Below are 16,239 nucleotides of genomic sequence, written 5' to 3' on the forward strand. Positions count from 1 at the left end.
AAGTCCGCTTTTAAAATTTAACAAAGCTCTTGTTTACAATCATGAAAACAAGCACTAAACTCTTCTTTAGTCTGAAAGTTTTGAGATTTACAATAATCAAAGCACACTCTACATGTTGGTAATGCACCACCTAGAACAAGTTTTTGTTCTTTTTTTGTTAATGTCAATCCTAAGGTTGAAATGTGTTGTAACATAATTAGTTGTTTTAAATTTCTTAAAAATAGGATATTAGTACTCTTTAAACTTTTTAAAAACCGTAAAATAAGTAAGGCTTTCCCTTTTTTATATTTATATAAAAAAGGGCTAAAATTTAGTATTAATAGAATTTATAATTAGTTAACAATCCTTAGTTATATGGTAGGTTGGAATATTAACATTTAGGTAATCAAAACTTAATTTTACTATGGTTAATCTGTGTTTTCTCTAAAGTAGTTTTGTCGGTTATAAAAGATGAAATTGTTTGGTATGAGGTTGTTTTTTTTCTTTTTTTTAATTGTTACTACAAGTCTTAGTCAATCGTTAAAATTTAAAACATTAACTACAAAAGATGGACTCTCCAATAACTCAGTAAATGATATTATAAGTGATGTTAAAGGACGACTATGGATTGCCACTTGGGATGGACTTAATCGTTATGATGGTAAAGATTTTAAAGTTTTCAAACATATAAATAACGACTCAACTTCTCTTGCAGGAAATGTAATTTATAGTCTACAAAGAGATGGGACTAAAACAATTTGGTGTTTAACAGATAATAATACCGTAAGTAGGTTTGTAAATCAATCAATCTTTCAAAATTTTTATTTTTCTGAAACTCCCGTTAACCTAAAGCTGTCAAAGAAAAATAATCTTATAGTAGAAACTAAAAGTGGACAATATTTAGAGTTTGATGGAATGAGTTTCCTGAAGGTAAACGAAACACAAGTAAAAACAAACAAACAACTAATTAATGATCAATTATTACTTAACAAGTTTCCTGAAGTAATTATTAATGAATCTTATCAAGACAGAAAAGGAAATATATGGTATGCAACAAGAAAAAGTGGGCTTTATGTAATAAGAAATAATCAGGTAGATATTCACGAAACAAAAATAGAGCACTATACCTACGATTTATATAACCCTTACAGTTTTACAGGAAATGAAATTGAAAAAATTTATGAAGACAGCTTTGGTAACATCTGGTTAGGTCATAAAGATGGAGGATTAAGTATGGCTTACGTTGGGTCTGAACATATAAACACTATTGCTCCCCATCCTGTAGAATATAGGCATTTGCCTAATGAAACTGTAAGAGCTATAACAATGGACAACGATAATAATCTTTGGTTAGGTTATTATACCAAAGGATTATATAACTATAGTAAATCAGACAAATGTTTTATTAAAAAACGATTAGAGAAAGCAAAAGAAAATAAAGATTGGGAAAGAATACGTAGTTTATATACAGCTACAGACGGTTCTATTTGGGTTGGTACCTATGCAGGACTAATTCACATAAATAAAACAAAAGTGTCTTATTACGAAGCAAAAGAGAATCCTTTACTACCAGCAAATAGGATTTATGCAATGACAGAAACTAACAATGGTAGAATTTGGTTTGCTTGTTGGGGAGGAATTGCAGTGTTCAACACAAAAAAAAATAAGTTTGAAAATGTTGAAGGAAGCGAGTTTTTAAAAGCATATCATATTCGAGACGTTTTTGTTAATGGTGAAGAACTGGCTTTAGCAACAGAAAATAATGGAATGATCCTATTTAATAGGAATAATGGAGAAAAACATCACCTTACTACAGAAAATGGTTTAACAGGTAATAGTGTATATAGTATTGATAAAGATGAAGAAACAGGGTTGTATTGGATAGCAACTTTGGGGGGAGTAACAGTTTTTGATCGTAAAAAAGGAGTAGTAAAAACTATTTCAGAGAAAGAAAACTTACCAAGCCATATGGTTTACAGTGTAATTCTTAAAGGAAAACACATATGGGTGAGTACAACTAAAGGTCTTGCTTCAATAAATAGAAAAAACTATAAAGTAAATGTCTTACATCCAGAAGAAGGATGGCAAGCTCCAGAGTTTTCAGAAGGAGCTTATTATAAAGATAACAAGGGGGTGTTGTATTTTGGTGGTATTAATGGAGTTAATTACTTCGCTCCTGAATTAATAGAGTTTAATAAGAATCTCCCTCAATTAGTTGTAGAAATAGATGGGGTAGAAAATAATAATAGTGTAGTAGAAAAAACATTTTCAGAAAATAATATCAGCCTAGGTATAACTCCTGTATCCTACCGAAAAAATCATGAAAATTTAATTTTATATAAGTTGAAAGGCTTTGATAAAGATTGGAGAGTGTATAGAACAACCCCTATTTTATATAAGAAAATACCACATGGAGAATATGTTTTAGAAGTGAAAAATAGTTTAAGTGCTTCTAAAACAAATATATTTTCTATAAAAATAGTAATAGCCCCACCCTTTTATAAAACCTCTTGGTTTGCATGGAGTTTAGCATCAGGAGGGGTAATTATACTCATTTTAGGTTTAGGGTATAAAGTTCGTAAAGATAAAATTTACCAAGAAAAACTTAAACAAAAAATTAATGAACGAACAGCTATAATTAATAAGCAGAAGAAAGACTTAATAAAAGCTAATGTAAAGCTCGAAGATCAAAACCGAAAAATTATCAAACAAAAAGAAGAAGTACTGGCTTTACATCACAAATTAAAAAACGAAGATTTTGAAATAGATAAATTTAAAACGTTTGTATTGGCAGAGTTTAAAAAGCCATTAATGCAAATGCTACAATATAGTCAGCAAAATAACATTCCAAATGAAATACAAACAAAATTAGTTAGTCAAGCGAAAACCATGATAGATGTATTAACGGAGTGGGATTTTTTAGAACAAGTAAACCGAATAAACACTACAGAAAAATCGGTAATAAAAATCAATACATTCTTACATCATTTAACCCAAAATTTAGAACGAAAATTACTACAATCAGGAATAAATCTTAGCTATCAAACCCAAGTAGAAGACAAGTGGATAACTATTGATTTACTTCGTTTTAAACTTTTTTATAAATATATTTTCAATGACTTTATAAAGTATAGTAATCAAGGTAGTAACATACAAATAACCTATACCGAAAAAGAAAACAAACTAATACTAAAAGTAAATTCTGATAGTGGTATTTTAGTTAATAATATAAAAAGTTTACAACGCTATAGTCCTTATTTTAAAGCAGCGAAAGATTTACTATTAGAATTAAATGGAAAGTTGGATATAAATAATTCTGAAGAAGGAATTATTTCAATAAAAGTAGAAGTACCCTTTCACAAAGTAACCTCAGAAAAAGCCTCAATGATACAGTGGAATCATATAGGGATGATAAATGAGCTCCCACAAGGCAAACATAAAGTGTTGGTATTGACTAGTGAAATGAACTATGGGATATTACAATCATTATTGGGAGAAGAAACTTATCATTTAATATTTGAAAACAATGTAGATAAATTATTTTCAGCACTTTCAAGTCTCAATGTAGATACTATAGTTTTTTATGATGTAAAACTTACAAATAAAGTAGTACAGTTCTTAGAAAACCGTAAAGAAAATATAAAACTATCTAACTGTCCTATATTATACCTATCAGAAGAAATTGGATACTTTCAAATGGAAGAAGTTACTAAATTAGGAATAGATGTTACCATTCAGCTTCCAGTAAGTAAAACTTTTTTGCAAGCAAAGCTAACCAACTTACTAAGCAGCAGAAAAAAACTATTTGAAACAGAAAGTCACATCGGTTGGATTGAGAATCATAAAGACGAGCAATTACTATCACCAAACGAAAAGCTAGTAAAAAAGGCACTTACTTATATGCATGAATGCTTGCACGATCATACTTTTAATATTGAAAGTCTTCAAGAAAAATTAGAAATATCTAAAGTAAAATGCTACCGTGTTTTTAAAGAAATACTCAAACAATCTCCTTCAGAAGTGTTAATTAATCTAAGACTTCAAAAAGCACAACACCTATTAGGTCAAAATGTATTAAACATTTCAGAAATTAGTTTTGAGTGCGGTTTTGCCAATCCAAAATACTTTAGCAGGCAATTTAAAAAGCATTTTAATATGAGTCCTAAAGCTTACAAAGAACAAAAAGTAGTAGCATAAAAGTTAGCTTCAGATTAGGCTAATGTTAGCAGAAGGTTACTGAAACAAAAGTGTAAGAATTAAGGTGTTTTTATGAGGCTTTTTGAAATATAAGTACTCCTTTTTGAAACCATTTGACCCTCTTTAAAAAGCATCTTGAAATAGATTCGTCTCAGAATCAAAACCTAAATTATCAAATGAAAAAACACTATTTATTTATATTGTTATTATGTTTCGGGGTAGTCTCCGGAACGGTAGCACAAACTATTTTAAAAGGTACCGTTGTGTCTAAAACAGACGGAGAACCCATTCCCGGAGCAACTGTTCTTATTAAAGAGCAAAGTAAGAATGGAGCAGCTACCGATTTTGATGGTAAGTTTACGCTAAGTGTAAATAAAGATCAAGGAACCTTAGTAGTTTCTTTTATAGGGTTTCAAACACTAGAACTTCCTTTCTCGGGAAGCCAAGAGTTTTCAATAGCACTTAATGAAGAGTCGAGCGTTTTAGATGAGGTAGTACTAATTGGTTATGGTAGTGCAAAAAAAGGAGATCTTACTTCAGCCATTTCAACAGTAGAAAACATAGAATCTATGTCTAGTAGGCCAGTATCTACGTTGAATGATTTTTTACAAGGAAGTGTATCTGGTGTAACTGTTTTACAACAAGGAGGAGATCCATCTGAAGACGGTAAAGTAGTAATTAGGGGGTACGGTTCTTTTGCGAATGAAGAACCTCTTACAGTTGTAGATGGTGTACCGTATTACGGGCCAGCAATTAACCCTAACGACATCGCATCGGTATCTATTTTAAAAGATGCAGCTGCTGCTGCAATATACGGAGCACAAGCAGCTTCTGGTGTTATTGTAATTGAAACTAAAAAAGGGAAAAAAGGAAAACCAAGAATTAGTTTTGACTTTTATAGCGGTGTGCAATCAGCAGCTAAATTACCTACGCCTTTAAATGCAAAGCAACAAGCAGATGTATACAATATGGCGGCAGATAATGCAGGTGCTCCAAGACAGTCTGCTCACGATGCAGAACAAAATCCATGGGGTCAAGTAACACGTACTAACTGGATGGATGCTATTTTTAGATCAGGAACTATGTACAATACCAATATGAATATAAGTGGTGCTACTGATAAGATGAATTATATGACCTCTTTTGGTTATCATAAAAAAGAAGGATTATTACTAAATACCTATTCAGAACGTTTTTCTTTTAGAGTAAAAACAGACATACACCTTACAGATAATATTACTATAGGTGAAAATGTGTATTATTCAAGAAGTGAAGCAGTAGGTACAAACTCAACAAGTTCTTACTCAGGTAGTATTGTAAATGCATTATACATGCCGTCATCAGCACCAATACGTGATGCAAACGGAAATTTTAGTGGAGTAGTACCAGAAAATTTATCAAATTATGCAGGAGCTTACGGAGACGTATATAATCCTGTAGCCTTGTTGTTACGTCCAGATATTAGTAATCCTGTTAATTACTTAAACGCTAACGTATACCTTAACTACGACATTACGGACGGATTAAAGTTTAAAACGAGTTATAGCTATAGTACTACGGATACGAAATATAAAAAGTTTTCTCCAAAAATTCCTGAGTTAGGAAGAACGAATTTAAATAATTATTTATATCAGAGTTACTCAGATACTAAGCGTTGGGTATGGGATAATCAATTAAGCTATAAAAAGAGTTTTGGAAATCATAATTTAGATCTTACCGCTGTTTACTCGTCACAGTTTACCGATTACGAATACTATTTCCAGCAAGGAGAAGGATTTAGTAGTGAAGAACCTTTCAATCAATTCATGTCTAATGCATCAGTAATTAGAACTCCAGAGACAGATGTGTACGAGGATGCTTTAACTTCTGCAATAGGAAGGGTGCTATATAACTATAAAGGTAAGTATTTCTTATCAGGAAGTATTCGTAGAGATGAAACCTCACGTTTAGCTAAAGAAAATCAGGCAGATTATTTTCCATCAGCTTCAGCAGCATGGAAAATATCAGGAGAAGATTTCTTTAATATTGAAGCTATTAATAATTTAAAAGTAAGAGCATCTTGGGGACAAATAGGAAATATAAACTCTGTAGGGTATTACTCTTTTGATGTTCCTTTAAACACCACAAATGTTATTTTAGGAGCAGATGGTTCTTTAGACGATAAAGGTACGTATGTAGGAAGACAATCAAACCCTAACCTTAAATGGGAAATTTCAGAATCTTTAGACTTTGGAATTGATATGAATTTATTCAACAACCGACTTTCTATTGTTGCTGATTATTTTGAGAAAACCACAAAAGGAATGATTATTCCTGGACTAGAAGATATTCACCAAGGAACGTCGGCTGCTGATGTAAATGGAGGAGAAGTTAAAAACACAGGATATGAATTTGCAGTTTCGTATAAAGATTATGTAGGAGACTTAAATTATAGTATTAGTGCAAACGCTAGTTTTCTTGATAATGAATTAAAGAACCTTAATGGGTATAACAGTAGTGGAATTGATTATATAGCACACTCAGATAATGTTAGAAGCACATTATACCCATACAGATCTGTAGTAGGAAAAGAATTATACTCAACTTACTTAGTGCCTTACTTAGGAATTTTCCAATCACAAGAAGAAGTCAATGCACATAGTAAAGATGGGCAATTAATACAGCCTAACGCAGTACCGGGAGATTTTAAGTTTCAAGACACAAACAACGATGGTAAAATAGATAATAACGACCGTGTTTTTATGGATAGTTATTTACCAGAAGTAACCTATAACTTAGGATTAAATTTAGATTATAAAGGATTTGATTTAAATATGAATTTCCAAGGAGTAGGAGGTGTTAAAGTATTTAATGCATATAAGTTTACAGCTTTCAATGCTTCTCAACAAGGATATAATTTAGATAATGGTGTATTAAACGCTTGGACTCCTGAAAATACAAACACAAATATTCCAAGATTATCAACACAAGATAATAATCAAACTTATGGAACTACATCTAGTTGGTATTTAGAAGACGCTTCTTACTTACGACTTAAAAACGTAACACTTGGTTATACAGTACCAACAAGTAAAATGAGTTCTGTATTAAGTCAATCATCATTAAGAATCTATGTTTCAGGAGAAAATCTGTTTACAATCACAAACTATAGTGGAATGGATCCTGAAGTAGGAGGTAAGGGATTAGATGTAGGTAGATATCCTTCAGCAAGAACTATCTCTGCAGGAATATCATTGTCATTATAACAAAATAAAAAATAAGAAGATGAAAAATACATATATAAAACTAATTGCATACATCGTAAGTATTCAAGTAGGATTTGTTTCCTGTTCAGATGATTTTACAAATCTAGATCCATTAGGAAGTACTTCATATGAAAACTTTTGGAAAACAGAGCAAGATGCTCTGGAAGCAGTAAACAGTTTATATTATTATATGAAAGATGATGATATGTTTGGAAGAGGGTTCTTTTGGTATATCAATGCATCAGACGATATGGTAACAGGACGACTAAATGCTACAGCAGATAATGTGAAAAATTTTAATATAACTGGAGATGAAGGTTATACCTCTTGGATGTATCCTCAAAGTTATAAGATAATAAGGAGAGCGAACGATGTTATTTTAAATGTTTCGCAAATGAATATTAGTCAGTCAACTAAAAATCGTTTGTTAGGCGAAGCTTACTTTATGAGAGGGTTTCATTATTTCTGGTTAGCACATACCTATGGAGATAATGATAAAAATGGAGGTATCCCTATTGTTACCGAAGATAATATGAACAATGAAGCAGGAAGTTATAAACGACCACAAAGCGTCATAGAAAATTATGAATTTGTTGTTGAAGACCTAAAAAAAGCGGCAAACTTATTGCCTCTTTTTACAGAAATGGGAGAAGGTGATTACGGACGCGCACATAAAGATGCAGCCTTAGCTTACATTGCAAAAACCTATTTGTATTGGGCACAATACGACAGTTCTAAATATGCTGATGTGGTAACTTATTGTGATGCAGTAACAAATTCAGGATCGGGTAGAGCACTTATTGATACAGATAACCCTAAAAAAGATTTCAGGTTGTTACACAGTCATCTTAATAACTGGACGAGTGAATATATTTGGTCTGCTAATTCAGGTGTTGAAGGCGGAAGTATTTTACCAGGTGTAATGTTAGAAAATAAAGGCTGGGGGCAATATAACGGTTGGGGATATTATACACCAACAGAAAGCTTGTATAACGAATTTGAACCTAACGATGCAAGAAGAGAAGTAACCATCTTAAAATTTGGAGACGAGTTTGAATTTTTTGGAGAAACAAAAAGATACCAATCAGAAAACTCACTATCAGGGTTTCAGTTCAACAAATACATGTATGAGTATACATTTGAAAATCCAGTAGGAACGTATATAAATTCCAACGGTAACTCACCAACAACACTATATAATACTCCAATACTGCGTTATGCAGAAATATTGTTAATGAAGTCGGAAGCATTAATACAACAAGGAGGAAACGGAGATGCTGATTTAAACAGCGTAAGAGAAAGAGCAGGATTAGCTCCAGTTACCAATGCTACATTAGAAGATATAAAGCACGAAAGACGAGTTGAGTTTGCTGGTGAGTTTGCTAACAGACATTACGATTTAGTACGTTGGGGAGATGCTGCTGAAGTATATAGTAAACCTTTATATGGTAGAATTCATACAGATAGATCAAACCCAGATTCAGACTACACTGTTGAACAAGTGTGGCAAGCAAGAAATTTTGACCCTAGTTATATGCATGTATGGCCAATTCCTAATGAAGCAATTATCTCTTCAGGAATCAAGCAAAACATAGGATGGTAATTTTAGTCATTTTTTTAGTTTAATTTAAGTTTAACAAAAAGATGTCGTTGAGGCGGCATCTTTTTTATAAATGCATAAAATGAAATTTATTCAAAAGATATTTTTATACCTAATATTAGGGGTAGGAGCTATACAAGCACAAACCTCAAACTATACTTATAAAGTACATTCTCACAACGATTATAAACAATCTGTTCCTTTTTGGAAAGCCTATGCAGCGGGAGTTCATTCTTTAGAAATAGATGTAATATTCAAAGATAATACCCTATTTGTAGCACACGAAACAGCTGAGATTATCAGCAAACACACTATAGAGTCGCTTTATTTAGATCCTTTAAGAACTGCTTTAAAGAATGATCTTCAACTTACACATAAAATACAGTTGTTAATAGATGTAAAGTCAGAACCTTATAGTACACTAAATCGTTTAGTAAAAATATTAAAGAAGTATCCTGATTTAACTAAAAATGAAAATATACAGTTTGTTATTTCAGGTGGAAAACCACAGGTCAAAGATTATGTAGACTATCCGGATTATATACAATTCGACCATCAAAAATTAACTAAGATTTTAAACCAAGAAGCTTGGAATAAGGTTGGGTTAATTAGTGTTGATTATAAAAACTATTCTGTATGGAACGGAAAAGGAAGAATGGTTGCAGATGATCTTAAAAGAGTAAAAAAAGTAATTGAAACAGCACACAATTTAAACAAGCCTTTTCGTTTTTGGGGAGCACCAGATTCAGAGTCAGCTTGGAAAGTTTTTACAGATTTAAAAGTTGATTTTATAAATACCGATCAACCTTTTGAAGCTACTAAATACCTAAAAAGCTTATCAAAAAGAGTGAGCTTCAATAAAGAAAAATCAGAAGTTTACAAACCTACATTCGCCTACGATCAAAAAAACAAAAAAGTAGAAAATATCATCTTATTAATTGGTGATGGAAATGGAGTATCTCAAATTTCAGCAGCAGCTTTAGCAAATGGTGGAAATTTAACATTAACTCAATTAAGAAGTGTTGGGTTTTTAAAAACACAATCTTCAGACGATTTTACAACAGATTCTGCTGCAGGAGGTACTGCTATAGCAACTGGAGTTAAAACATACAATAGAGCAATTGGTGTAGGACCAGATGGCAAACCAGTAAAAAACATCAGTGAGTTATTAGTAGAACACAATTATAATATTGGCTTAATTACTACTGATGAAATTACAGGAGCAACTCCATCGGCTTTTTACGCACATCAAAAAGATAGATCACATATGCAACAAATAGCAAGAGATCTTGAAAAAAGTGAGATTTCATTGTTTATAGGTGGTGGAGCAAAACACTTCTTAAATAAACAAACGATGCCCTTCAGTATTAAAAATACTATTGAAGAAATTGCTAATGATGAAGAAAAAGTAGGAGTTTTTACAGCAGAAGGAGGTATGCCAGGAATCAAGCAAGGAAGAGGTAATTTTTTAGCAAAAGCAACTCAACGTAGTTTGTCTTTTTTAAAGTCGAAAAAAGAACCATTTTTATTAATGATAGAAGGAGCTCAAATAGATAGTTATGGACATTTTAACGATACCCATGGAATTATAGCAGAAGGAATTGATTTTGACAAGGCGGTAACTGAAGCGATAAAATTTGCAGATGCTAATAAAAATACCTTAGTAATTGTTACAGCAGATCATGAAACTTCAGGGTTTTCTATTCCACAAGGAAATGTAGAAAACCATATGATTGAAGGAGACTTTACTACTCACGATCATACAGGAGCAATGGTGCCTTTGTTTGCATACGGTCCACAATCAGATAAATTACAAGGAGTTTATGAAAATAGCGATCTTTTAGGGAAGGTTCTAGAAATCTTAAAGGTAAAAACTAATGAATAGATCAAGATTTCTTTTCGGTTTATTAGTACTTATAGTACAAGTAGCTTTAGGGCAATTGCCTAAAATTTCAGGAAGAGTTTATCATGATAAGAATAAAAATGGAATTTATGACAAAGGAGATAAAGTCCTTAAAGGTATACTTGTAAGCAATGGAAAAGATGTTGTAGCAACAAATACTAAAGGGATTTATAAAATAAAGACTTTAGAGAATAATCCACTATTTATTATCAAACCAAAGGGGTACGTTTCACCACGTACCCCACAAAATAATTTGAAGTTTTACTATCTATTTCAAGAGTTAACCAATAAAAAATCATTTGATTTTCCGTTATATATTAATAAGGAAAAAGACAAGGTGAAAATAGCGTTGTTAGGAGATCCTCAATCAGATGTAATTGATGATATTCATCATGTTAATAAGTTAGTAACAGAAGAATTAGTAAAAAACAAACCAGACTTAATAATTCCATTAGGAGATCTTTCGTTTGATAATCTTAACATATTTAAACCTCTATCAGAATCATTAGGGTTGATTGGAGTACCTGTGTTTTATGTAATAGGGAATCACGATTTAAACTTTGGAGAACAAGAACTTTCTAATAGAGACAAAACTTACGAAGCTTCGTTTGGACCTTCGTACTATGCTTTTGAATACGGAAACAACCTGTTTTTGGTGCTCAACAACAATTTCCCAATAAATAATCGTGAGTATATAGGTAAGTTTGATGAAGATCAATTAACATTTGTGTCTCACATTACTAAGAAGTTTGCAACCAAGTATAACTCGATAAAAGTTTTTACGCATATCCCTTTGGAGTATACAAGTAATAAGGAAGAATTCATATCATTAATGAATCCTTTTGACAAAGTATTGATTGCTGCGGGGCATACACATACACAATACCATAGCTACTTTCAAAGAAATCAGAAACCAGCAGTTCATCAGTTAGTAGGAGGAGCGGTTTGTGGTGCTTGGTGGCAAGGAGCGCACGATATTCATGGAGTTCCATTTGCGATGATGTATGATGGTACTCCAAAAGGATATTGGTTCTTAGAAACAGAAGATAAAGATTATCATCTTAGTTATAAGGTTTCAGGAGCACCTATAGAAAAGCAAATGTATATTTGGGTTCCAGAGAACAAAGAATGGGATACAGAAATGAACATTTTAAATGAACCTTATGTATATGCGAATGTGTTTGCAGGAGGAGAATCTACAAAAGTTGAGGTTTCTTTTGATGGTACAACATGGCAATCTATGGAGTATTATCAAGGAGTAGCACCAGAGTTAAAAAGATTTTATTTACTTCAAGAATTAGAAAGGTATAAAGGACAAAAACTATCTAAAATGCCCAAACCAACTACAAAAAGTAAACACCTATGGAGGCTTAAAATATCTGAAAACCTTTCAAAAGGAATGCATTTAATAAGAGTTAGAGTGAAAGACGACTTATTAAAATTACAAGCAGAAGACGTAAGAGTTTTTTACAAGCAATAACAAAAGGAGGGGAGTTTCTTGATAACGGTCATTTCGAAGGAGGTTACGACTGAGAAATCTTTTTCTTGGTTTCAGTCACCTCGAAGATAGCTTACGAAGTAAGTTAAGAGGTCTTAAAGTTATGAGATTACGTCACTTTCCGCTTTAATTGTGCTCAGTGTTTGTTCGTAATAACGTTTTAAATGTCAGTTCGAGTGATTTTGTGTAACCAAGTGAAACAAAATAGTATCGAGAACCTTGTTACTACCAAATACTTCTCGATACAAAATTCCTTTTTATTATGTTTTATGAATTTCACTCGAAGTGACAGTTAGATGTAATTTTTGGCTTGCTTCCTGAGGACGTTTTATTATCGTCATTGCGAGGAGGTATGACGAAGCAATCTTTTTTTTGTTTCCCGTCATTTCGAGCGATAGCGAGAAATCTTAAAGTTATGAGTAACTCCTAATTCATGAGATTACATCACTTTCCACTTCGATCATAGTTTATCTTGAGCGATAGTCGAAAGACTCAGTGTCCGTTCGTAATGACGTTTTATTATTGTCATTGTAAAGTAAAGAAGGCTTATGAGTAAAAACCGACCTATTTTTATTTTGCTAGAATTCAAGGTTATGGAGTATAAGAGAATCCAAAGAGTTTACGGTCTGGATTCGAATACGGAATACAACGTAGAATTCAAAAAAGGAAAAATAAGTCTTGATTTTTTGTTTCGTTTTGTATCAAGACAAAATGAAAGTGTATGTTTGTGATTAGTTCACATTCAATGGATTACGTCGATTTCCACTTCGACTTCGCTCAGTATCCGTTCGAAATGACCGTTTTTGATTTACTGGATTAGGTTGTTATCCAATTTGACTTTAGTGTGTGTAAGTAACTTTATTAAGAATACTCGTAAGTACGTCTTTTTTCTAACCAGGAACTCACACTACCAAGTTCACGAGCTTGATAAAAATTATTCTCTCGTAGAATACAGTCGTTAGAAGCGTTAGTGTCTATTTTAATAAATCGGTATAAAACCAATTTTATAATAGACTCTCTTACTGACTCGTAGGTAGCTCCGTTATTTTTGTTAGTGTTAATTACTTCTTGAATAAAATTATCTATTCTATTAAATTTAGTATCAGTTAATAAGGCTTTAAAAACTACTTCTTCCATAATTCATGATTTTATATATGCAAAATTACTTGTTGGAATAATGATTTAAAAGGTGATATATGCAGAAAAAAATGTGGATTTCCGAAGTGGTTGGTGTTTATTGATTTCGATTATTTAGAAAAGAGGTATGACTAAGTAATCTTTTTCGGTAACTGTCACCTCGAAGAGATATGAGTGGTCTTAATGTTATAAGTAACTCTCATGCTGTTTGATTAAGAATTGTTGCTCCCTCTAAATTTGAAATACTTTTTATCATAACATTAGTTAAATTTACCTAAAAACAAAGGATGTCACTTCAATCCCTAACGCGATTTGTTACATTATATATAGTATATACAAGTTATTTTAGGGCTCATGTAGGTAAGTGCAGTAAGTATAATGTCACGGTTTGTAATAGAGTGTTTAGAGTAAAAGAGTAGGTATTGTTTTGATTGGTTAGAAAAACTTTCGGGTGTAACTAATTATATAATAACGTATTAATAGATATTTTAAAAAAAAGGTTTAAAAATTGCTTGTTAAGTGGGAAAAGGTATCTATATTTGCACCCGCCAACGGAGAAGCGCTAAGTTTTAAAGTTAGCAAAAGTTCATTAAGATAGGGGTGTAAGATATTTAAAGAAAAGGTTAAAAAATAGTTTAACAAATTCTTGTTTATTAGGGAATAAAGTAAGTATCTTTGCAGTCCGAATTTTAGGGAAGCAGTTCATTAAAATAGTGTAGCAAATCAAACGAAAAAAAAACTTTAAAAAAAGTTTTGTCAGATTAAAAAGAGTTTGTAGTTTTGCATCCGCTTTCACAAAGCGGTACGATCACAGAAATTTTGGAAGACGATAAGTTACTAGTTCGAGTCTAGTGTTTCTACAAGAGGATGAGTCGTAAGATAAGTAAAAACTTGTCATTGGTGACTCGCCACAAGTTCATTGAAAATATTGAAATTGACAGCGTAATTAAAGAGTAGAATTACCGGTAGTAGTTTAAGAGATTAAGCTATTATAAAATTCTTTTGGAACTTAACATTAATAATATTAAAGATTATACAATGAAGAGTTTGATCCTGGCTCAGGATGAACGCTAGCGGCAGGCTTAACACATGCAAGTCGAGGGGCAGCGAATCTAGCTTGCTAGATGTCGGCGACCGGCGAACGGGTGCGTAACGCGTATAGAATCTGCCTTGTACAGGAGGATAGCCTTTAGAAATGAAGATTAATACTCCATAATGTTTAGAGATGGCATCATTTTTAAATTAAAGATTTATTGGTACAAGATGACTATGCGTCCTATTAGCTAGATGGTAAGGTAACGGCTTACCATGGCAACGATAGGTAGGGGGTCTGAGAGGATTATCCCCCACACTGGTACTGAGACACGGACCAGACTCCTACGGGAGGCAGCAGTGAGGAATATTGGTCAATGGAGGCAACTCTGAACCAGCCATGCCGCGTGCAGGAAGACTGCCCTATGGGTTGTAAACTGCTTTTATACAGGAAGAAACAGTCGTACGTGTACGACCTTGACGGTACTGTAAGAATAAGCACCGGCTAACTCCGTGCCAGCAGCCGCGGTAATACGGAGGGTGCAAGCGTTATCCGGAATCATTGGGTTTAAAGGGTCCGCAGGCGGTCAATTAAGTCAGAGGTGAAATCCCATAGCTTAACTATGGAACTGCCTTTGATACTGGTTGACTTGAGTTATACGGAAGTAGATAGAATAAGTAGTGTAGCGGTGAAATGCATAGATATTACTTAGAATACCGATTGCGAAGGCAGTCTACTACGTATATACTGACGCTCATGGACGAAAGCGTGGGGAGCGAACAGGATTAGATACCCTGGTAGTCCACGCCGTAAACGATGGACACTAGTTGTTGGGATTTGTCTCAGTGACTAAGCGAAAGTGATAAGTGTCCCACCTGGGGAGTACGATCGCAAGATTGAAACTCAAAGGAATTGACGGGGGCCCGCACAAGCGGTGGAGCATGTGGTTTAATTCGATGATACGCGAGGAACCTTACCAGGGCTTAAATGTAGAGTGACAGGGGTAGAGATACCTTTTTCTTCGGACACTTTACAAGGTGCTGCATGGTTGTCGTCAGCTCGTGCCGTGAGGTGTCAGGTTAAGTCCTATAACGAGCGCAACCCTTATCGTTAGTTGCTAGCAGGTAAAGCTGAGGACTCTAGCGAGACTGCCGGTGCAAACCGTGAGGAAGGTGGGGATGACGTCAAATCATCACGGCCCTTACGTCCTGGGCTACACACGTGCTACAATGGTATGGACAATGAGCAGCCACAACGCGAGTTGGAGCGAATCTATAAACCATATCACAGTTCGGATCGGAGTCTGCAACTCGACTCCGTGAAGCTGGAATCGCTAGTAATCGGATATCAGCCATGATCCGGTGAATACGTTCCCGGGCCTTGTACACACCGCCCGTCAAGCCATGGAAGCTGGGGGTGCCTGAAGTCGGTTACCGCAAGGAGCTGCCTAGGGTAAAACTGGTAACTAGGGCTAAGTCGTAACAAGGTAGCCGTACCGGAAGGTGCGGCTGGAACACCTCCTTTCTAGAGAAAGATGGTGAGTTACAATAGAGGTTAGTTTTACTCTTTGCTGTTAATTTTAAAAAAAAATAGACTAAGATCTTAAAAAGGAGATAATTTTTAGATGTTTGATATTAATATCTAAGC

7 protein-coding genes and 1 rRNA gene are annotated in these 16,239 nt (G+C 33.5%); 6 read left to right on the forward strand and 2 right to left on the reverse strand.

What is annotated here, in order from left to right; genetic code table 11:
* Window positions 1-17: 17 nt before the first annotated feature.
* Window positions 18-194, reverse strand: a complete 177-nt coding sequence (locus AC3VJB_RS01265) for a hypothetical protein (protein WP_497666643.1) — start codon at window positions 192-194, stop codon at window positions 18-20.
* 271 nt (window positions 195-465) lie between these two features.
* Between AC3VJB_RS01265 and AC3VJB_RS01270 the strand changes: the two genes are divergently transcribed.
* From AC3VJB_RS01270 to AC3VJB_RS01290, 5 genes are all read left to right on the forward strand, one after another.
* Complete coding sequence (locus AC3VJB_RS01270; RefSeq protein WP_497666644.1) at window positions 466-4,176, forward strand: two-component regulator propeller domain-containing protein; 3,711 nt, start codon at window positions 466-468, stop codon at window positions 4,174-4,176.
* A 176-nt stretch (window positions 4,177-4,352) separates the two neighbouring features.
* On the forward strand, window positions 4,353-7,421 hold the full coding sequence (locus AC3VJB_RS01275) for a SusC/RagA family TonB-linked outer membrane protein (protein WP_497666645.1): 3,069 nt from the start codon (window positions 4,353-4,355) through the stop codon (window positions 7,419-7,421).
* A 19-nt stretch (window positions 7,422-7,440) separates the two neighbouring features.
* Window positions 7,441-9,024 (forward strand): RagB/SusD family nutrient uptake outer membrane protein, encoded by a 1,584-nt coding sequence (locus AC3VJB_RS01280; protein WP_497666646.1) that lies wholly within the window; start codon window positions 7,441-7,443, stop codon window positions 9,022-9,024.
* A gap of 79 nt (window positions 9,025-9,103) precedes the next feature.
* Entirely contained in the window at window positions 9,104-10,906 is a 1,803-nt protein-coding gene (locus tag AC3VJB_RS01285) for an alkaline phosphatase (RefSeq protein WP_497666647.1), read from the forward strand.
* Window positions 10,899-12,404: a calcineurin-like phosphoesterase C-terminal domain-containing protein gene (locus AC3VJB_RS01290; protein WP_497666648.1), complete on the forward strand. Its 1,506-nt coding sequence runs from the start codon at window positions 10,899-10,901 to the stop codon at window positions 12,402-12,404. The genes AC3VJB_RS01285 and AC3VJB_RS01290 overlap by 8 nt, the downstream gene beginning before the upstream one ends.
* Before the next feature lie 879 nt (window positions 12,405-13,283).
* On the opposite strand, the gene AC3VJB_RS01295 is transcribed toward AC3VJB_RS01290, so the two are convergent.
* Window positions 13,284-13,559, reverse strand: a complete 276-nt coding sequence (locus AC3VJB_RS01295; RefSeq protein WP_159495380.1) for a hypothetical protein — start codon at window positions 13,557-13,559, stop codon at window positions 13,284-13,286.
* Window positions 13,560-14,594: 1,035 nt separating this feature from the next.
* Here AC3VJB_RS01295 and AC3VJB_RS01300 point away from each other — a divergent pair.
* Window positions 14,595-16,116: ribosomal RNA gene (locus AC3VJB_RS01300) — 16S ribosomal RNA — on the forward strand.
* Window positions 16,117-16,239: the final 123 nt, after the last annotated feature.

The sequence above is a fragment of the Tenacibaculum sp. TB-53 genome (genome assembly GCF_059716285.2).